The following is a 19106-nucleotide window of genomic DNA, read 5'->3' as shown; positions in this document are numbered from 1 at the left end:
AGATAATGAGGTGTTCCAGTGGCAATGAAAAATCCCTATGCAGCCTATCAAAAATTTGCAAAAAATAAGCCTGTAGTACAACCAACAGCTCAACCGAAGAAAGAAGAAGTGGATCCTGCAATCAGCAGTGCACAGGAAGAAGTTCAAGTGGACCAGGTGGCCCAGAATGCAACTCCGGTTTCGGTGCCGCCTAAGGTGCGGGAAGGTTTTGTGCCTCCCCGGGAGAAGGTGCCCAACCCCAATTTGTACCAAATGAAAAAAACATTGGATTTGGAAGGTGAAAAGAAAAAAGCATCACAGCCTTCCAAAAACAATGTAAAGGCATCCAACCCCTACCTGGAATCCAAGATCAACACGGCCACACCGGAAGAACTGGTGCTCATGCTTTATGACGGTGCGTTGCGCTTTCTGAAACAGACAGTGATCCATCTGGAAGTGGCGGATAATTCAAAGGCCCATGAAGCCAGTCTGCGAGCCCAGACCATTGTGGCAGAGCTTATGGGAGGACTTGATAGAAACTATGGCATCTCAGAGCAATTTCACGCCATGTATGATTTCATCTACCGGCTGATGCGGGAAGCCAATGTGGAAAAATCAGCTTCAAAAACCCAAGAAGCGATTGAACTGCTCACCGATATGCGGACTACCTGGCAGGATGCCATGAAGAAAGCAAAGATGGAGCAGTGAGTGGAAACAGCCCCTAAAGGTTTCAGCGAAAGCCCAGGGGGATACAGGGAACCCCTGATGACAATTCGCTGAAGAGAGTGGCCGCAGGAGCGTGATGCAATGGAATGGAAGCTGCGACACCTACAGTCGCCAGACTACCCTTCAATTCAACAGTTAGTCAAAGAGGTCAACTCACACGATGAGTTGACCTATTCCCTTTCAAGAGAATGGTTCGATTATGTGCTGCAACAGGCACCCCACCGGGTGCTGACCGTCTTCAGCGGCGAAGAGCTGACAGGACTGGGAACTCTTTTTGATGAAGAACCAGCAGCAGACAGGAAAAGCACCATCAATATGGTGGTGAGGCCCAGGTGGCGGCATCAGGGCCAGGGAAGCCTGCTTTACAAAAGACTGATATCGGATGCCGTTCATTACAGACGCCGAACCCTTCAGGCAGTGGTGAAGGAAAGTCTTCAAGACTCTTTGGACTTTCTCCAGCGGCGATCCTTTGAAGTCGCGCAATATGCATGGGAAATGGAAAAGGAACTACCAAAAGTTCGCCAGGACCAAAGCGCCTCACAGGGAGGCGGAAGTTCATTGGGAGTTCTTCTGAATACCGGGAAACCTCCAGAAACACCAAGGCTGCGCCCCTTTACACATAGTGAAGCAGAAACCTACAGGCGCCTTTTTAGAGATGGCTTTGCTTATGAGCCTGAAGCTGAAAGCTTCCAAATGATGTGGCAGGATGCCACTGTCACCCCCTGGGTGCTGCTGGTTGACGGAGAGCCGGTGGCTATGGCCACCGTACAGGTGAAAGAACCCTTGTCAAAGGCGTACCTCTATGATATCGTTGTGGCAAAGGCATTTCGGGGCAGTGGGCTGGGAACTGCTCTGTTGGAAGAACTGCTGGTACAGGTTGGGCAGCTTGGCGTTGAAAGCGCCTCATTACTGGTAGCCGGCTCCAATGAAAATGCCTTGAGATTATACCAAAAGCAGGGCTTTTCAGTCACTGAAACACAGCTGGTGCTGGAAAAGCAACTGTGAAGCGCGCTTCTCCGAAAGAATGGATAAAAGACAATGTATCAAACCATGAATGGGGGAGCTCCCATGGAGAGCCTATATGGTTTAACCAAAAAAGAAATGGCAGCATTGACACGTATTTTTGAAAAGCGTTCCGCCATACTGGAAAAAGTCGTTTTATATGGCTCCCGTGCCAGAGGCGACTATCAGAATGCTTCAGATATTGATTTGGCAGTTATAACCAAAGATCAGGGGAAGGCGTTGCATGCGGTTAAGGAAGATTTGGAGAAGGCTGAAATCATTCATACGGCGGATTTAATTGACTATCAACAGATAACCAATGATGCCTTGCGAAATGAAATTGATACTCAGGGAAAGTTGCTTTTCTGCACAACTAAAGAAGGGGAGATTCTACTGACTGCCAACAAGCTTTTCTTCAAATGCAAGGATTTTCAAAAGACCTTGGGAAAATTAAAAGACAGTCTGGCAAGAGATCCCCATGCAGATGATTTAGTATTGGATGCCACCATCCAGCGTTTCGAATTTACCTATGAGCTGGCATGGAAGCTGATGAAAGTGTATCTCCAGTATATGGGAAACAATGAAGCAACCAACCCCAGAAGTGCCATTAGGGAAGCCTATAAGGAAGGCCTGATTGCAGAGGGGGACGGATGGCTGCAAATGTTGCAGGATCGCAATATGACATCACTCACATACGACGAAGAAACAGCCTGGACGATAAGGGACCATATAAAAGAGAAGTATCTTGATATTTTAATCGATTTTGAAACAACGATGACAAGACGGATAGATACCATTGAAAAACAGGAGTAGTCTGTCTGAAAGGAGGAAACCTTATGAATGTGGCAGCAGCTTCAACAGGTTTAAGCCAGGTGCAGGTGCAGCAGTCGGCCAATGTGAAAGTGCTGAAAATGGCCATGGAGTCGGCAGAAATGCAGCAGGAAATGTTGAAAGAAATGATTCGGGCAGATGCCTCCGTTTCCAACATGGAGCAGTCAGTGATGCCCCATTTGGGTGCTGCACTGGATATGTATCTTTAAGGTGAATCTGCTCAGGAATGGAAATGGATTAAGAGAATGAGATCGCCGCTTTCTTTGCTGGGGAGGCGGCTTTTTTATTTCATTGAGGCTGTGGACAGCGATAGGAAGGAGACGGGTATGAGAGCCATCATTTTCAAGGCAACGGGACTCTTTCAGTATGATGTGGTGAATCACTTTGCTGAAGAACTGGGCCAGGGGCTTGTTGAACTGGGATGGAAAGTTGACTTTATCGAGACGAATCAAAGCAAGGAGTCGATTTTCAAGCATACTGTTTCCGTGATTCATCAGGGTGTTGATGTGGCTTTTCATTTCAATGGATTTATGGTGAGGGACATCAATGGAACGAACCAGGTGATGACATGCCTGAGAGAATGTGGCATCCCTATGGGAATCATTTTTGTAGATCACCCTTTCCACCATATCACCCGTATTTATGATGTGGATCCTCAGCAGGTTTTCATGTGCTTTTATGAAACCAGCTTTCTGAACTCCTTCGAAAAGTTCATAAACAGGAACATTCCCATTGCTCAGCTGATGCATGGAGCATCCATGTCAAGGAACCAAGCGGGAGCATTTGGCGGCGGGCCTGTGATGCATAAGGAACGAGACATCATTTTTGCGGGTACTATTGGCAAGCCGACAGAATTTGACGAAACGCTGGCATCAATTGGAGAACCACTATTTCAAAGTATTATGACCGAAGTATATGAAAAAGCCAGGGGACACTATCATAAGCCATTGGATGATTACCTGGAGGAAGTACTGAGCCAGAAAAAGATATCCACTGAAATCATCAAAAATAGTGAACCAGTATCCCGATTCATAGCTCAAACAATGGCAGCTATGGACAAGAGTCTAAGACAGCAATTCAGATATCAGGCATTAAAAACACTTTTGGAGTCAGGGTTTCAGGTTCACTTGTTCGGCAACTGTCAGGTGAAGGAGCTGGAAGGTCACCCGTGTCTCTTTGATCACGGTCCCGTACCTTACCACCAGTTGTTGATGGAAATGGCCAAAAGCAAAATGGTGATTCACGACATGAATGTGTGCGCCAATGGGTCACATGAACGGGTGCTCAGTGCTATGCTGAGACACACGCTGGTGTTGAGCAACCGCAATCATTTTTGTAATGGAGATCTGGAAGAAGATAAACACCTGGTTTACTACGATGTAAATCAGCCGGGCGAGCTGGTGGATAAAGTTGACAACTACTTAAAAAACGAAACCAAGCGCACTGAAATCACTCAACAAGCTTATGATGCTGTTGTTCAAAAACATACATGGAAACATCGAGCAGTGGAAATGAACACTATTTTCAATGCCTACAGTCAATTTCAAACTCCATTATCAGAAGATTGAACCGAAATCAAGCATAACCAGCTAAAAGAGGGGTATATATCACAACGCAATGCTTTATGACGGGAGGAGGAGACAGTTGGAACCATTAACCCTTGAATCAGTGGTAACCTACATGCATAAAGACCCCAATGGCAAGGGGATTTTCAGCCCTAACCATCAACTCAGAGCGGAGGCTCTGGGAGACCAGACCATTAACCTGGTGTTTCGCGTCTGGTCAGAGGAAGACCCAGGCCGATCAGTGGTGGTGAAGCAGGCCCTGCCTTACGTGCGCCGCATCGGCAAGGGATGGCCCCTGACACCGGAGCGCCTCAATATTGAAGCGGCTGCCATGCAGCTTCACCATGTGTGCTGCCCGGAGCGGGTGCCGGAATTATACCGTCATGATCCTCAGGCCTATGTGATGATTATCCAAGACCTGCGACCCCGTCAGGAAGTGCGGAAAGCACTGAATGCCGGAGAACATTTCCCTCTGCTGGGCAAGCAAATGGGGCGTTATCTGGGGCAGGTCTTAAGCAAAACCTCTGACTTTGGGCAACCCACTGTGGAAAAACGAAAAAAAAGAGCGAAGTTTGCCAACCCATACCTGGCAAGACTGACAGAAGACCTGATTCTCATCAATCCCTTTAAAGAAGGAGGATGGGGAAATCGGGAAGAAGTTGATCAGCGAAAAGAAGTGCAGACCCTGCGGCAAGACTCTCAGGTGCTGGAGCGCATGGCAACCCTGCGATATCGGTTCCGCAACAGTGCCCAGGCGCTGATTCACGGTGATCTTCATATAGGCAGCATTCTGGCTGACCAGACATCAGCCAAGGTCATTGATTTGGAGTTTGCCACCTATGGTCCCATGGGATTTGATGTGGGGCTCCTCATGGGCAGCCTGCTCATTAACTGGATGGCGCAGGGAAAACCGGAAACCCATTTGAAAATGGTGGACGATCTGTGGGAAGCCTTTATCAGGGAAATGCGTCATTCCTGGCGAAAACTGGATGCTCGGGAATGGCCGGCCCCATGGCTTGAAAAATTTCTGCATCAGGTGTGGGAGGATGCAGCTGGCTATGCCGCAGCAGAAATGGTGCGCCGAGTGGCGGGAATGACCACTGTCAGCGATTTGGAGAAGATAGAAGATGTTGCCCAGCGCCGGGAAATTGATTGTGAACTGATCTCCATGGCAGCTGAGCTGCTTCGTGTACCGGGGGACGGACCTGGCAGAATTCGGGAACTGGCCCAGCAGACGTGTTGCCAGGGAATCTGATAATAAACGATAACTGAAATAGACTGGCATTTAGTACGGATAAGTTGTTTTTAAGAATCCTTTTCAGATATAGTGGGCCGAGAGAACCTTCAAAAGGGAGTCTCTCGGCCTTATTTTATACATAACCTGCTGGGATTCCCCGCAGATGTTGATCCAGAAGGATGACCTGGGGGTATTGGTTGATCACGGCACCATCACCGACTTCCAAATCGCCGGCCTGGGCAATGGGTGCCAAGAGATGGAATGCCTGCCCCATTTTTTTATGGGGTTTTGCTGTCATTTTGATTTCTATGGGATGGATGACGCGGCCAGTTTCCAGAACAAGATCAATTTCTCTTTGGTCGGCATCCCGATAATAATATAGGTGGGACCCTGTTTTTCCGGCGTTCAGGAAAGACTTGTAGATCTCGGTCACGACCCAGGTTTCAAAGAACTGGCCAGCCTTGGCGCCGTGTTGAATGGTCTCTGGAGAAACCCACCTGGTCAACCAGGCCATCAGACCCGTGTCCATAAAATACAGCTTTGGCGTTTTGATCATCCGCTTTAAATGGTTATTATGGTAAGGGTACAACATCATGACAAGTCCCGATGTTTCCAGCACCTGGATCCATCTTTTTGCCGTTGTGGCAGATACGCCTGCATCTTTCGCGATGTTGTCGTAATTGACGAGTTCGCCACTTCGGGCAGCGACTGCTATCATGAAGCGGGTAAAATCACCTTTATCAGTCACTTTGACGATTTGGTGAACATCACGCTCGATATAGGTTGCCACGTAGCTTGCGTAAAAGGTTTCCCAATCAACTGCTGACGAGACCAGAAGTGGCATGCTGCCGCCATGAATGATGGTCCAGATATCTGATGAATCCACATTTTCTGTTTTTCTGACAGTCAGATAGGCTTCAGTGGGTACGAAGGGAAGTGAACAGGTCACCTGTGTGCGTTCGCGAAAGGAGATGCCCTGCAGCGGAAGAATAGCCAGTCTGCCAGCCAGGGATTCACTGACATTTTCCATTAAATGATACGCCTGGGATCCAGACAACAGGAATAAACATTGGGGGGGATGCTGGCTGTCCAATGCATCGAAGCGCATACGGTCGATACGCATTTTAAGATAAGGAAATAGCTCAGGGACATACTGGATTTCATCAAAAATGACCGGTTCATGATGGTTCATGAGGAAAAGTTCTGGATCCTCCTTTGCCTGCTGCAATAGAAGCGGATTATCGAAAGTGACGTAAGTGTATTCAGCAGCAACTTTTTGCAACAAAGAAGATTTACCAACTTGGCGGGGACCAGTTACTAAGACAGCGGGAAATGCTTTCATGGTGTTTAACAGGTGTGCTGTGATGGTTCGCTTAATCCAATCCATCAGGATACCTCCTTTTGTTGGCTTGGTTCCATTTTACGACATTAAATCGTATATAGCAACATACAAAAGTGGATCATACGAGATTTTAGGGTAAAAAACAGCCTGCGGCATGAGTTCGCTCACGTCGCAGGCTGTTTCTTGATCATATAGGTAATAGCATTCTCAAAATAGTTGTCAATTTAGTACTTGCAATGATTTTAAGCTTTTAATCACTTTTTGCTGTTCACTATTCCCTGCCTTGCCTCTATACACTGGCAGGCTTCAGCTCTCTTGCGAAATGACAGGCCACAAACCGCTCTGGTTCTATCTCCCGCAGCTCAGGGGTAGTGGACTTGCAGATTTCCTGTCTGTGTTGGCAACGGCCATAAAAGCGGCAGCCATCCGGTGGGTTAATGGGGCTGGGAATATCCCCTTCCAGAATGATTTTTTCCTTGCTGGAGTGTAGTGAAGGAACAGGAATGGCCGATAACAATGCCTGGGTATAGGGGTGAAGGGGATCTTTGAAGATACTGTTGTACTCTGACAGTTCCACAATTTTACCCAGGTACATGACGGCGATTCGGTTACTCACGTGCTTCACCACGCTCAAATCATGGGAAATGAAGAGGTATGTTAACCCAAACTCTGCCTGCAGGTCCATCATCAGGTTCAGAATCTGTGCCTGAATGGAAACGTCCAGCGCCGAGACGGGCTCATCCTGTACGATGAACTTTGGATTCAGGGCCAGGGCCCGGGCGATGCCGATCCGCTGGCGACGGCCGCCATCCAGTTCGTGGGGGTAAGTGTTGATAAGGCGGCGGGCCAGTCCCACGGTATCCATCAGTTCCTCCACTCGTTTCTGCATGTCTTTTTTAGCCCGGTAGACATTGTTGACCACCAGGGGCTCAGAAATGATTTCAGAGATGCTCATCCGAGGGTTCAGTGAAGCAAAAGGATCCTGAAAGACAATCTGCATTTCCTGGCGCATTTTCCGCATTTGATCTTTGTTGTAGGTGAGAATATTCTCGCCTTCAAACCAGATTTCTCCGGCGGTTGCCTCCAGCAGACGCAACAGCACACGGCCGGTGGTAGACTTGCCACACCCTGACTCACCCACCAGACCAAGGGTTTCACCCTTGTTAATATAGAGGTTCACATCATCCACTGCATGAAGCAGGCCTTTTTTGGTGTGAAAGTATTTTTTAAGGTGTTTGGCTTCCAGCAGTTTTTCAGCCATTCAGTTCACCTGCCTCTTCGGGGGTAATCGATTCGTAAAGAAAACAGCTCACCGCGTGATCGGGTGCAATTTCTGTGCGGGCAGGCTCCCTCTGAGAGCATACGGGCATGGCTTTGGGACACCGGGGGTGGAAGGGACAGCCAGGCGGCAGGTCGGTGGGGTCAGGCATTAACCCTCTAATGGGTTTCAGCCGGGCGTCGTCTTCTTCAATATTGGGAATAGAGCCAAAGAGTCCCAGGGTGTAGGGGTGTTTAGGGTCGGTGAAGAGTTTTTCTTTGGTGGTATTTTCCACCACATTCCCCGCATACATAATGGCCACGTTATCGCAGATTTCAGCCACAATTCCCAGGTCATGAGTGATCATAATCATGGAAGTACGAAACTCTCGTTTCAGCTTATTCATCAGTTCAAGCACCTGGGCCTGAATGGTGACATCCAGCGCAGTGGTGGGTTCGTCGGAAATGAGCAGCTCCGGGTTACAGGCCAATGCGATGGCGATGATGACTCGCTGCTTCATGCCCCCCGAAAACTGATGAGGGTACTCGGTGGAGCGCTCCGGTGGAATACCAACGGTGGTGAGCATGTTGAGGGAACGTTTGGTGGCTTCGGCAGCACTCACTTTTTGGTGCAGCTGGATCACTTCAGCAATCTGGTCACCAACGGTCATCACCGGGTTCAGTGAAGTCATGGGGTCCTGGAAAATCATGGAAATCTTATTACCCCTGATTTTGCGGATTTCTGAAAGGCGCTTTTTCAGCAGGTCTTCTCCCCGGTACAGAATTTCGCCGCTGAGAACCTTGCCCGGCGGGTCAGGCACCAACTGCATAATTCCCAAAGCAGTGGTGGTTTTGCCGGCACCGGTTTCGCCCACCAATCCCAGGGTTTCACCCTCTTTGATCTCCAGGCTCAAGTTGTTCACAGCCTTGGTGGTGCCCTCATGGGTGATATAGTGAATGGTTAAATTTTTTATTTCCAGCAGTTTGGTTGCTTCACTCAATCAAATCAGCCCCTCTTAATTCTTGAGCCTTGGATCAAGGGCATCCCTTAATCCATCGCCCAGCAGGTTTAAACCAAAAATGGTGGTCATAATGGCCAGACCGGGGAAGGTGGTCATATGCCAGTAATCTCGAATGTACTGGCGCCCCTGGGAGAGCATGGCACCCCATTCAGGTGTGGGTGGTTGAAAGCCCAGGCCGATGAAACTGAGGCCGGCAGCAGACAGAATGGCATTGGCCACACCCAGGGTTCCCTGAACAATCAGGGGGGCCAGGGAATTGGGCATGATGTGCTTTGATATGATACGCATGTCATTGGCACCGACAGCCCGGGCAGCTTCAATAAACTCCTGGTCTTTGATGGTGATCACCGAGGCCCGTACAATTCGGGCATAAGTGGGTATGGTGGCGATTCCCACGGCAATCATCACGTTGCGAAGGCCTGGCCCCAAAGAGGCCACAATGGAGATGGCCAGTAGTATGGAAGGAATGGCCATGAGGATGTCGATTCCCCGCATAATGATGTTATCCAAACGGCCTCCGTAGTAGCCGGCCACGGCCCCCAAAAATCCACCTACGATGAGGGAAATACTCACGGCAATAAAGCCGACCATGAGAGAAATTCTGGAACCATAAATGATGCGGGACAGGATGTCACGGCCAAAGTTGTCGGTTCCCAGCAGATGCTCCCGGCTGGGGCTCTGGAAGGTGCGCAGCAGGTCCTGGTCATCATAGTGATAGGGAGCGATCCAGGGGGCGAAAATAGCACTGAGGATGAGAATGGTTATAATAAACAGGCCCACCATGGCAGCCTTATTTTGCTTTAACCGGCGCCAGACTTCAAGCCACTGGCTCCGTTTTTTCTGGTTGGCGGGTTTCATGGCTGAACTGACAGTTGCGTTGACAGTGGATTCAATGGGGGCATCAATGGTTTGGCTATCATGATGAATCTGATGCTCCGGGTGCCGATGCTGATCCTCTTTAACAGGATCATCTCGCAGTTCTTGATCAAGGACAAGCTTTTCTTCATGTTTATCTTGCATCGTCGTAAGGCCTCCTCTTCGGCATCCAGGTTACTTGTACTGGGATCGGATCCGGGGATCCACATAAGCATACAGGATGTCGACTATCAAATTAACAAAACTGAAGGTGACGGCGATAAACAGAACGCCTCCCTGCACCATGGGAAAATCTCTGGTTCTGATGGACTGAACCATCAGGTTTCCCAGACCGGGAATGGAAAAAATGGTTTCTGTTAACACCGCGCCGCCCAGCAGATATCCAAACTGCAGGCCTACAACAGTCAAAATGGGAATCAACGCGTTTTTAAGGGCATGACGATTGATCACCTTGGACTCCACCTGACCCTTTGCACGGGCGGTTCGTATGTAATCCTGGCGAACCACTTCAAGCATGCTGGAGCGGGTCATACGGGTAATCACCGCTGCTGTGGAAGTGCCGATGGTGAGGGCGGGGAGTATCATGTGTTTCCAGGTTGAGAAGCCTGATGATGGGAACCAGCCCAGGTAAACGGAGAAGACCAGTATGAGCATCATCCCCTGCCAGAAGTTTGGCATGGAAACCCCTACCAACGCCAGTACCATGGAAAAGTTATCAAAAAACGAATATTGTTTAGTGGCTGATATGATGCCTATGGGAATCCCCATGGCCACCGCCACCAACACCCCCAAACCAGCCAGTTTCAGGGTGGTGGGGAAACGGGCCACCAGTTCGCCGGTGACAGACCGGTTGCTTCGGTAAGACCGTCCAAGATCCTGATTTACCGCCACGTCTTTAATATAGCGGCCAAACTGAATAAAAAAGGGATCATCCAGGCCCATTTCAGCGCGCAGGCGCTGTACATCTGTTTCTGATGCCTGTTCTCCCAGAATGATTCGTGCAGGGTCGCCCGGTGTAAAATACATCATGGTGAAGATGATGAAGGTTACACCCAGGATCACCGGAATCAGTAAAAGCAGTCTTCTGAGAATATACTTATACATCGCCAGCCTCCTAGTTCTTTACCTGCCCCGCAGGTCAGGCATAAAGATAAATAGTGCGAATGATGAAATAATACCACCCATAAACAATCATGTAGGGCAAATGCCCTACATGATTGTGTGATCGCCTTGATTGTGTGAAGCGCCATGGTGTCATTGATCAGCATGAATGGCCGATTCAAATGGTAGATGTGGTAACCGGTGCTGCTTGTTTCCTATTCGAAGGAGACATTGAACAGTTTGTGATGGCCGGCAGGGTGATTGCGGAATCCAACCACATTACCCGCGGTGGCTGTCAGTTCTTCACCGGTCCAGGTGAAGATCCAGGGAGCGTCGTTTCGAATGATTTCCTGAGCTTCCAAGTAAGCAGCTTCACGCTCATCGGTATCGGTGGACACCTTACCGATATCCAGCAATTCGTCAACCCGGGGGTTGGTGTAGAACGTACGGTTGCCGGCTTCGCCATGCTGGCTGCTGTGGAACAGGGCATACAGACCATAGTCAGGGTCGCCTGTAACGGTTACCCAGCCCAGAATGAACATTTGATGTTCACCGGCAGCGGTGCCGTCCAGGTAAGCACCCCACTCCAGCACTTGGGCGTCGGCACTGATGCCGATTTCACGCAGCTGGTTCTGAAGGATTTCGGCAATGTCGATACGTTGCTGGTTTTCATTGGTCCAAATGGTGGTGGAGAAGCCATCGGCATAGCCGGCTTCTGCCATCAGTTCTTTGGCTTTTTCAAGATCATATCCATAGGGTTCCAGATTTTGGTTGGAAGCCCACACGTTGGGACCCAAAGGACCTCTGGAGGGGGCACCAGTGCCCATGTAAACGGCGTTAACAATGGCATCCATGTTCACCGCGTAGTTGATGGCCTGGCGTACACGCACATCATCAAAGGGTGCTTTGGCGGCATTAAAGCCAACATAGGTGGTGGAGAAGTTGGGGGTGCGGATCATTTTCAGATCGGAGTTGCCTTCAATGCGGCTCACATCATTGGGAGCGATTTCATAAGCGATATGAGCACCGCCGGTTTCCACTTCAATGGCGCGGTTGGCATTTTCAGGCACATTTCTGACGATGACACGAGCCACTTTGGCAGGTGTGCCGTGGTACTCATCGTAACGCACCAGCTCAACACGGTCACCGGTGGTCCAGCTGTCATATTTGAAAGGGCCGGTTCCCACGGGGTTTTGACCGTAGTCTTCGCCGCCTTCGGTAACAGCTTTCTCATTCAGAATGCTGGAAGCGGTGTGGGCCAGATGGGCCAGAATGGGACCAAAAGGCTCTTTGGTAGAAATGCGAATGGTGTAATCGTCAACAATTTCAATGCCTTCGGGGTCAATTTGACCCACGATGTGCCCGATATGGGAAGATTCAAGAGCCCGCAGCAGTGTGAACTCCACGTCACTGGCTTTGAATTCTTCACCATTGTGGAAAAGAACGCCCTGCTTCAGTTTGAATTCGTAAGTTCTTTCATCAATCACTTCCCATGATTCGGCCAGGCCGGGTTCCAGTTCCATTTCTTCATTTTGGACGATGAGGCGCTCATAAATTTGTGCCATCACCCGGGATGAAGGTTGGTCGTTGGTGGCGTGGGGATCAAGAGAAACTGGGTCAGCCCCCTGTGCAACAATGAGGGTCTCGTCGGTCTGTGGTGCTTCCACAACTGGCGTCTCTGCGCCGGGCTCGCTGGGTTCTGCAGGTGCCGGAGCGGGTTCGCTGCCGCCGCATGCAGTGACCATCAGGGCCAGTACCAACATAAGGCTTAGCAAAATGTACTTTTTCTTTTGGTTCATGATAAATCTCCCTTCTCTTCTTTTTTATTCAAACACGTTGAAGCAGCTGCCTCAGCGTGCTTAAATCAGGTGGATGAGTTTATGAGAAAACAATACCCCCAAATACAAACTTTAACCAGAGACCACCCTAAACAAAAACCAAACAGAATTTAGGGTAAAAAAAGAACAAACCTATAAGTATTCAGAAAATAGAATACTTATGCGATGCCGGTGTTCAGCATGCGGTCTGTTTTTATCCGGGTGATTGAAACTGTGAAAACCTTTCTGAAAAAAATCAAGCCTGTTACCAATTTTGTGGCAAGCTTCCACGAATCGTAAAAATGACAGACTGTTCGGTATCATTATAACGTAAGATTCGATAATCGGCAATCCTCTTTTTGGAGGACACTTGTCCGCAGTGGAATGACAACTGAGGCAACTGTCCTCCTGTTCAGCACATCTGGTAACCGACATCAATGAAAAAACTACACATTAAACCGGAAATTCATGATATCTCCGTCCTGCACCACATATTCCTTCCCTTCCAGGCGCACTTTTCCCAGTTCCTTCAGTTTGACCATGCTGGGGTGCTCATGGTAGTCGGCAAAGGCAGTGACTTCAGCACGGATAAAACCCTTTTCGATATCGGTATGAATTTTTCCGGCAGCGCGGCGGGCAACTGTCTCACGTCTTATGGGCCAGGCACGCACTTCATCTTCACCGGCAGTAAGAAAAGAAATGAGGCCCAGCAGATCATAGGCGGTGCGCGCCACCTGGTGAATGCCCGGCTCCTGAATATGCAGTTCTTCCATGAACATATCCCGTTCATCGGCCTCCAGCTGGCTGATCTCCTGTTCTGCCTGGGCGCTGAGAACAATCAGCGGCAAGCGGTGGTCAGCACAGTATTCTTCCAGGGCTGCTTTCATGGGAAAGTCGCCGCTGGTTAATTGAGACTCATCAATGTTGGCCACCAGCATCATGGGCTTTTCTGAAAGAAAACCGAAATTTCGCAGCAGTTCCTGTTCTTCTTCATCCAGTTCCATTTCATGAAGAAGCTGGCCATTTTCAAGGGCTTCCTGGCATTTTTCCAGCACGGCTTTTTCTGCCTGATGCTCTTTGGTGATTTTCTTGCCGGCGTCAATACGGCCAATGCGGTTTTCGATGACACCCAGATCGGAAAACAAGAGTTCCATGGCAATGGTTTCCACATCCCGCAGGGGGTCGATGCTGCCTTCAGGGTGCATCACCTGGGGGTTGTCAAAGACCCGCACCAGATGGATGAGGGCGTCGGCTTTTCGAACAGCATCCAAAAACTGGTTACCCACACCTTTGCCGGTGCTGGCGCCTTTCACCAGGCCGGGCACATCCACCAGTTCAACGGTGGCATAAGTGGTTTTTTTAGGATGGTATTGACTGGCCAAAAAATCAATCCGTTCATCGGGGATTCTGGCCATGCCAGTATGGGCTTCCACCTTTCCTGTGGAAAACCCGCTGGTTTCAATATTTTGACCTGTCAACAAGTTAAAGAGTGTTGTTTTTCCGGTGGTGGGCAAGCCCACAATTCCCATTTTCATGATTGTTCCTCCCTGTTTTTCAATGCTTTGTTCTATTAATAAGTTCTCTTTGGCAGTTGTCTTTGTTGATCTTCCTCACACTCAGTCTGCGGAAGAACGATGAATATCCACATAGGTTTGTACAAAATGGTGATAAAGTCCCTGCAGATTCTGAAGGGGTTCCAGCGTGACAGAAAAAGAATGACCATTCACTTTTTGGATGGGCAGCACACCTGGAGAGGTGCCGGTAAGAAAAAGGGATTCACTTTCCAGTAAGAAGGTGCGGGTTATGGTGGTTTCCTGAATCTGGTATCCCAGGCGGTGCACCAGTTGCATCACCACCTGGCGGGTAATTCCCTGAAGCACCTGAGCTGCCGGCGGTGTATAAAACACATTTTGCTTGATGACAAAAAAATTGGAGCGGCTGCCTTCGGTGACCTCATCAGCTTGATTCACCAGCAGGGCTTCATAGGCGCCTGTGGATTCCATGGCCTTCAGAATGGGTGCCCGAAAGCTGGTGGAAATGATTTTGGCATTGGGGTTTTTTCGCTCTGCCGGGTGCAGGATCACGGAAACTCCCTGATGCAGGTCTTTGTCGCTGGGGTATCGGGTAGTGATGAAGAATAGATAGGTATCAGGACTCAATGTGTTGTCCCAGTGATTCACCACCACCTTCAAATTATGGTTTAACACCTGGTTTTTTCGGATCAGCAGATCCATTTGGCGGCGGAGGTTTTCCTGATTCAGTTGAAAAGAGGCACCGGCCAGTGCCAGCGACTGTTGCATGCGATCCAAATGGGCCTCCCAGAAAAGAGGAACACCGTCGATGACTCGAATCACTTCATATACGGAAGGATAGCGGGTGGCCTGATGAGGATCAAATTCTTCAACAGCATGTAAGTGGTCATTCAACAGAAAATAAGATTTTTCAATTTCCCGGTGACTCATGTATGATTCCTCCTGTGGCTTGAAGCATGCCGTATTCCGGACTTATTGTATCATACCGGAGGAAAATGAAAAAGCAGTAAGTTGCCCTGAAGAAAAAACCTGTGGAAAACAGGCGCAAAGGGTAAAGCATTGGGTAATAATACCGATAACTACATTAGAGAATGACGTATAGGAGGGAGCCTGAATGAAAATTGATGGAGCAGCAGTAGAGCGCATGCAGCCTGCTGAAAGAACAGCTCTGCGGCAGGGAAGCCAGCAAGTCGAAGTGACAGGTATGGAAACCGGGCATTTTCCCAGACAGGCAGAAACGGTGCAACCAGCTGCCATGAAGGAAAAGCAACAGGAGGAGCAAGGGCGTCTCACTGATCTGAAAGAACTGGAAAATGCCATCGAAAAGGCCAATAGAAGCTTTAAGAGCTTCAGCCGTCGGTTTGAATATTCGGTACATGATCGGCTGAACAAAGTGATGGTAAAGGTGATTGACAGCAGCAGTGACCAAGTGATTCGGGAGATTCCGCCGGAGAAGTTGTTGGACGTGGTTGCCAATATGTTGGAGGTAGCCGGGATCATTGTGGATGAAAAAGCATAAACGATGCGACGGCAGGTCAAGTGATAAATGGATATAGCATCCGGGGCACATGACAGAAAAGGCAGCAATTGCCGGCTGAAAGGAGTGTTTGAGAATGACAATGCGATTAGGCGGACTGGCGTCCGGTATTGATGTGCAGGGAATGATTGATCAGATGATGCGGGTGGAGCGCATGAAAGTGGATCGCTATCTCCAGCAGGAGCAGCGCACCCAGTGGCGTCAGGAAGGTCTGCATGACATGACCAAAAATCTGGCCAACTTCCTGTTGGACTCCCGAAAAAGCTTTGGCCTGACACAGGTTAGCTACACAGGACAGTTTCGGGCAACGAATGTGGAGCAGTTCAACTGGGTGAAGAGTGCCCGGTCATCCAATACAACAGCGGTGACGGCGACGGCTAATGCCAACGCCATGCAGGGAACCCACCAGGTACAGGTGAAGCAGCTGGCGGAAGTGGCGCGCACCAACTCCCTGAACTTGAAAGATGTTCAGGTGGGCGGTGAGGATCTGCTGAAGGCCGACGGCTACACCTTTAACCTGAGTGGCGAAGAAACCCATAACCTGGTAATTAACGATAAAAATTTTACAGTAAGAGCGGGGGAAAGTGTCTTCGCTTTGGTGAACCAGATTAACCGTGCTACAGATGCCGATGGCAAATCCCTGGGGCTCAGCGCTTCCTATGACCGTGAGGTGGGCAGCTTGATGCTCAGTACCCGGTCAACAGGCGCCAGTCAAAAGATTAATATTGGGGGCGGCGGCATAGGTGCGGACATCTTTGCAGAAGGTAACCGCCTGAAAAATGGAAAAGATGCTGAAATTACGTTTAATGGCCTGGATGTGAAACGAAACACCAATAACATCAGCATTTACGGCATTAATCTCAATTTAAAGGAAACCACTCTAGTGGAGGGCACTACTGATGAGTATGCCACCATCAACATCAATGTCAGCACCAATGTGGATGGCATTGTGGACAAAATCAAGGGTTTCGTAGATCAGTACAATGAGATGCTGGATTTAATCGGCGGGAAAACCGGCGAAGCTTATCATCAGAGCTACGCACCACTCACCGATGAGCAAAAGCTTTCCATGACTGAAAAAGACATTGAAAAATGGGAAGAAAAGTCGAAAAGTGGGCTGTTGCGCAATGATGAAACATTGACACGTATGGTTCAAAACATGCGAAGCCTGTTATATGAAAAGGTTGAAAATACCACAGGCACCTTCAACCAAATCACTCAAATTGGCATCACCACCGGCAATTTTCGTGATGGAGGACGTTTGGTAATAGATGAAGATAAACTGAGGGAAGCCATTGCTGCTGATGCAGACGGTGTGATGAATCTGATCTTTAAAACCTCTGACGCTACCGATTCTAAGGAACGTTCACAAAACAGCGGTCTGTACCAGCGAATCAATGACGAGGTAGTCATCGGGATGAAAGATTTGGTAAGACGGGGAGGCACCGGCGAAAATGCCAGCCTGTACCGGTCAGTTCAGGGGAATATGCTCATTGACTTTGTCACTAAAAACAGTTCCCGCAGCTTGATAGACAGAGAGCTCAGTACTCTTAACACCCGTATTGCCCGGGAAGAGCAGGTTTTGTTCCGTAAAGAGGAAGCCTACTGGAAACGGTTCACCGCCATGGAAAAAGCCATGAGTGAAATGAATAGCCAGGGCAACTGGCTGGGAGCTCAGATGGGAGCTATGTTTGGATAGGTTTTTTCAGGAGGAAGTTATGGACATCAATGAAACGGTGAACAATCTGACGCAGTATCTAAATGAAAAGCAGGGGATCCTAAAAGATCTCCTGCGTTTTACCATGGAACAAAAGGAAATTCTGAACACATCAGAAGATCTTGACCTGGAAGCCTTCACCCTTCTTTTGACAGAAAGGGGACGGCTCATGGAACAGGCAGACAAGGTGGATGCCCTGTTTCTCACCGCTTTTCAAAGCTTGAAAGAGCATTTGGGTATCAGTTCCATGGAAGAGATTCCGGCGGGAGAAATTTCCCGGGAACAGGTGCAAGGGCTGCAGGGTGCCGTTGGCCAGGTGCAGCAGTTGTTGAAGGCGATTCAGCAGGTGGATGACGAAAACCGTGAAACCATGAAAAAGCAAATGGCCTCTTTAAAAAAAGAGATTACCCAGGTGCAGCAGGGAAAGAAAGCCATTCATGGGTATGCCAACACCAAACAGCCCCAGCCTTCCCTTTTTATGGATCAAAAAGAAAAACCCTCAAGAAGAAAATGAAAGCAAACTGTTACCCATAGTACCATCGAAACTGCTGTTTCTTAAAAAGGGACAGCAGTTTTTAATGGCTATCCTCTTCTTTTTAGCGGGGCTCATCTGTTATAATGGTTGAAAAGCGCAGTGCATTAAGCTCGGGGGGAAACTATGAAACCAAGTTATTTGCGAATTCGCGACGAACTCAACCGCATGATTGAAGATAAACAGCTGGAAGTGGGAGTGCGGCTGCCTTCAGAGTATGAAATGGCCAGCCGGTTCAACGTCAGCCGGGAGACTTTTCGCGCGGCAGTTAAACTGCTGGAACAGGAAGGAAAACTCCTGGTGAAGCATGGCGTGGGCACGTTTATCATCAAACCACTGGAGAGTATTCCCAGCAGTTTGGAGAAACTACAAAGTCTCACATCTATGATTCGTTGGGCAGGGCTTCGGGAAGGTGAAATGAAAGAGACCATACGGCTGATCAAAAGTGACACGGAATGTGCGAAAGCACTGAATCTGTCTGAAGGTGCCGAAGTCGTGGTAATCGAAAGAGTCAGAACTGCCGATAGCGAACCCGTGGCGGTTACCGTTACCATCATGGACGCCGAAAGCGAAGCAGGCTGTTTAGTGAAGAAGCGTCAACACTTAGAGGGTTCGCTGTTTACGATGCTTGAAGAAGAGTTGGGCATTTTCATTGTACGGGCTGATACCGAGATCAGGGTACCTGAAGGAGAAGATCCCCATCTGAGCCTGCTACAACTTAAAAATCCGACGCCGGTGATTCTTCTTAAGCAGATTCATTATGATGAACGTAACGTCCCAGTATTTTATGCCTATGATTATCTGCGGAATGATATTTTTTCGTTTCGTGTACGTCGTGAACGCCAAGATATGTGAAGTTTGGCAAGAGAAAAGTGACAATAACAGATCAATGATCAACAATACTTTACTCAACTTTCCCACCCAAGGGAAAGCAAAAAAACCTTGAAAATCGCTAATAAACATTCGTGAAAAACATATAGAGAACCCCCTGTAAGTGGTATAATAGAAGTATCCAAGTCCCACTAATACCAAC

The 19106-nt window shown here is 48.8% G+C and carries 18 protein-coding genes; 10 read left to right on the top strand and 8 right to left on the bottom strand.

Annotated elements, in window-relative coordinates:
- The first annotated feature begins 24 nt into the window (after positions 1 to 24).
- The 6 genes from fliS to mtnK all read left to right on the top strand — a co-directional run bounded on the left by fliS (position 25) and on the right by mtnK (position 5358).
- Positions 25 to 687 carry a flagellar export chaperone FliS gene (fliS, locus tag AAIG11_RS09895; RefSeq protein WP_343186214.1) on the top strand — a complete coding sequence of 221 codons (663 nt, stop codon included), beginning with the start codon at positions 25 to 27 and terminating at the stop codon, positions 685 to 687.
- Positions 688 to 786: 99 nt separating this feature from the next.
- Positions 787 to 1710, top strand: a complete 924-nt coding sequence (locus tag AAIG11_RS09890) for a GNAT family N-acetyltransferase (protein ID WP_283410400.1) — start codon at positions 787 to 789, stop codon at positions 1708 to 1710.
- A 63-nt stretch (positions 1711 to 1773) separates the two neighbouring features.
- Positions 1774 to 2520, top strand: coding sequence for an HI0074 family nucleotidyltransferase substrate-binding subunit (locus tag AAIG11_RS09885; protein WP_343186088.1), 747 nt, complete (start codon positions 1774 to 1776; stop codon positions 2518 to 2520).
- 23 nt (positions 2521 to 2543) lie between these two features.
- Positions 2544 to 2747, top strand: a complete 204-nt coding sequence (locus AAIG11_RS09880; protein WP_343186087.1) for a YjfB family protein — start codon at positions 2544 to 2546, stop codon at positions 2745 to 2747.
- A 117-nt stretch (positions 2748 to 2864) separates the two neighbouring features.
- Positions 2865 to 4106 carry a glycosyltransferase family protein gene (locus AAIG11_RS09875; protein ID WP_343186086.1) on the top strand — a complete coding sequence of 414 codons (1242 nt, stop codon included), beginning with the start codon at positions 2865 to 2867 and terminating at the stop codon, positions 4104 to 4106.
- A 76-nt stretch (positions 4107 to 4182) separates the two neighbouring features.
- The gene (gene mtnK / locus AAIG11_RS09870; protein WP_343186085.1) at positions 4183 to 5358 is read left to right on the top strand and encodes an S-methyl-5-thioribose kinase; all 1176 of its coding nucleotides are present in this window, start codon (positions 4183 to 4185) and stop codon (positions 5356 to 5358) included.
- A gap of 115 nt (positions 5359 to 5473) precedes the next feature.
- On the opposite strand, the gene AAIG11_RS09865 is transcribed toward mtnK, so the two are convergent.
- The 8 genes from AAIG11_RS09865 to AAIG11_RS09830 form a co-directional block, all read right to left on the bottom strand.
- Complete coding sequence (locus AAIG11_RS09865) at positions 5474 to 6727, bottom strand: ATP-binding protein (RefSeq protein WP_343186084.1); 1254 nt, start codon at positions 6725 to 6727, stop codon at positions 5474 to 5476.
- Between the two features lie 244 nt (positions 6728 to 6971).
- Positions 6972 to 7943: an ABC transporter ATP-binding protein gene (locus AAIG11_RS09860; protein ID WP_343186083.1), complete on the bottom strand. Its 972-nt coding sequence runs from the start codon at positions 7941 to 7943 to the stop codon at positions 6972 to 6974.
- Positions 7936 to 8940 carry an ABC transporter ATP-binding protein gene (locus AAIG11_RS09855; protein ID WP_343186082.1) on the bottom strand — a complete coding sequence of 335 codons (1005 nt, stop codon included), beginning with the start codon at positions 8938 to 8940 and terminating at the stop codon, positions 7936 to 7938. Before AAIG11_RS09855 ends, AAIG11_RS09860 begins: the two co-directional genes overlap by 8 nt.
- Before the next feature lie 15 nt (positions 8941 to 8955).
- The gene (locus AAIG11_RS09850; protein WP_343186081.1) at positions 8956 to 9981 is read right to left on the bottom strand and encodes an ABC transporter permease; all 1026 of its coding nucleotides are present in this window, start codon (positions 9979 to 9981) and stop codon (positions 8956 to 8958) included.
- Positions 9982 to 10011: 30 nt separating this feature from the next.
- Entirely contained in the window at positions 10012 to 10941 is a 930-nt protein-coding gene (gene nikB / locus AAIG11_RS09845) for a nickel ABC transporter permease (protein ID WP_343186080.1), read from the bottom strand.
- Positions 10942 to 11153: 212 nt separating this feature from the next.
- Positions 11154 to 12737, bottom strand: a complete 1584-nt coding sequence (locus tag AAIG11_RS09840) for a glutathione ABC transporter substrate-binding protein (RefSeq protein ID WP_343186079.1) — start codon at positions 12735 to 12737, stop codon at positions 11154 to 11156.
- 464 nt (positions 12738 to 13201) lie between these two features.
- Positions 13202 to 14290, bottom strand: coding sequence for a redox-regulated ATPase YchF (gene ychF, locus AAIG11_RS09835; protein ID WP_343186078.1), 1089 nt, complete (start codon positions 14288 to 14290; stop codon positions 13202 to 13204).
- A gap of 81 nt (positions 14291 to 14371) precedes the next feature.
- Positions 14372 to 15217: an aminotransferase class IV gene (locus tag AAIG11_RS09830; protein WP_343186077.1), complete on the bottom strand. Its 846-nt coding sequence runs from the start codon at positions 15215 to 15217 to the stop codon at positions 14372 to 14374.
- Between the two features lie 184 nt (positions 15218 to 15401).
- Here AAIG11_RS09830 and AAIG11_RS09825 point away from each other — a divergent pair, with 184 nt between their 5' ends.
- The 4 genes from AAIG11_RS09825 to AAIG11_RS09810 all read left to right on the top strand — a co-directional run bounded on the left by AAIG11_RS09825 (position 15402) and on the right by AAIG11_RS09810 (position 18928).
- The gene (locus AAIG11_RS09825; protein WP_343186076.1) at positions 15402 to 15806 is read left to right on the top strand and encodes a flagellar protein FlaG; all 405 of its coding nucleotides are present in this window, start codon (positions 15402 to 15404) and stop codon (positions 15804 to 15806) included.
- A gap of 94 nt (positions 15807 to 15900) precedes the next feature.
- Positions 15901 to 17523, top strand: coding sequence for a flagellar filament capping protein FliD (fliD, locus tag AAIG11_RS09820; RefSeq protein ID WP_343186075.1), 1623 nt, complete (start codon positions 15901 to 15903; stop codon positions 17521 to 17523).
- 19 nt (positions 17524 to 17542) lie between these two features.
- Complete coding sequence (gene flgN, locus AAIG11_RS09815) at positions 17543 to 18055, top strand: flagellar export chaperone FlgN (RefSeq protein ID WP_343186074.1); 513 nt, start codon at positions 17543 to 17545, stop codon at positions 18053 to 18055.
- A gap of 144 nt (positions 18056 to 18199) precedes the next feature.
- Entirely contained in the window at positions 18200 to 18928 is a 729-nt protein-coding gene (locus tag AAIG11_RS09810; RefSeq protein ID WP_343186073.1) for a GntR family transcriptional regulator, read from the top strand.
- Positions 18929 to 19106 lie beyond the last annotated feature (178 nt).

This window comes from Anoxynatronum sibiricum, from assembly GCF_039414295.1.
In the GTDB taxonomy this organism is placed as follows: Bacteria; Bacillota; Clostridia; order Peptostreptococcales; family Tindalliaceae; genus Anoxynatronum; species Anoxynatronum sibiricum.
This window is presented reverse-complemented; position numbering and strand designations above follow the sequence as displayed.

Excerpts from the sequence above, each read along its gene's own strand:
- fliS (WP_343186214.1), top strand. The coding sequence starts at position 25 with ATGAAAAATCCCTATGCAGCCTATCAAAAATTTGCAAAAAATAAGCCT.
- AAIG11_RS09890 (WP_283410400.1), top strand. The coding sequence starts at position 787 with ATGGAATGGAAGCTGCGACACCTACAGTCGCCAGACTACCCTTCAATT.
- AAIG11_RS09885 (WP_343186088.1), top strand. The coding sequence starts at position 1,774 with ATGGAGAGCCTATATGGTTTAACCAAAAAAGAAATGGCAGCATTGACA.
- AAIG11_RS09880 (WP_343186087.1), top strand. The coding sequence starts at position 2,544 with ATGAATGTGGCAGCAGCTTCAACAGGTTTAAGCCAGGTGCAGGTGCAG.
- AAIG11_RS09875 (WP_343186086.1), top strand. The coding sequence starts at position 2,865 with ATGAGAGCCATCATTTTCAAGGCAACGGGACTCTTTCAGTATGATGTG.
- AAIG11_RS09865 (WP_343186084.1), bottom strand. The coding sequence starts at position 6,727 with ATGGATTGGATTAAGCGAACCATCACAGCACACCTGTTAAACACCATG.
- AAIG11_RS09860 (WP_343186083.1), bottom strand. The coding sequence starts at position 7,943 with ATGGCTGAAAAACTGCTGGAAGCCAAACACCTTAAAAAATACTTTCAC.
- AAIG11_RS09850 (WP_343186081.1), bottom strand. The coding sequence starts at position 9,981 with ATGCAAGATAAACATGAAGAAAAGCTTGTCCTTGATCAAGAACTGCGA.
- nikB (WP_343186080.1), bottom strand. The coding sequence starts at position 10,941 with ATGTATAAGTATATTCTCAGAAGACTGCTTTTACTGATTCCGGTGATC.
- AAIG11_RS09840 (WP_343186079.1), bottom strand. The coding sequence starts at position 12,737 with ATGAACCAAAAGAAAAAGTACATTTTGCTAAGCCTTATGTTGGTACTG.
- ychF (WP_343186078.1), bottom strand. The coding sequence starts at position 14,290 with ATGAAAATGGGAATTGTGGGCTTGCCCACCACCGGAAAAACAACACTC.
- AAIG11_RS09830 (WP_343186077.1), bottom strand. The coding sequence starts at position 15,217 with ATGAGTCACCGGGAAATTGAAAAATCTTATTTTCTGTTGAATGACCAC.
- AAIG11_RS09825 (WP_343186076.1), top strand. The coding sequence starts at position 15,402 with ATGAAAATTGATGGAGCAGCAGTAGAGCGCATGCAGCCTGCTGAAAGA.
- fliD (WP_343186075.1), top strand. The coding sequence starts at position 15,901 with ATGACAATGCGATTAGGCGGACTGGCGTCCGGTATTGATGTGCAGGGA.
- flgN (WP_343186074.1), top strand. The coding sequence starts at position 17,543 with ATGGACATCAATGAAACGGTGAACAATCTGACGCAGTATCTAAATGAA.
- AAIG11_RS09810 (WP_343186073.1), top strand. The coding sequence starts at position 18,200 with ATGAAACCAAGTTATTTGCGAATTCGCGACGAACTCAACCGCATGATT.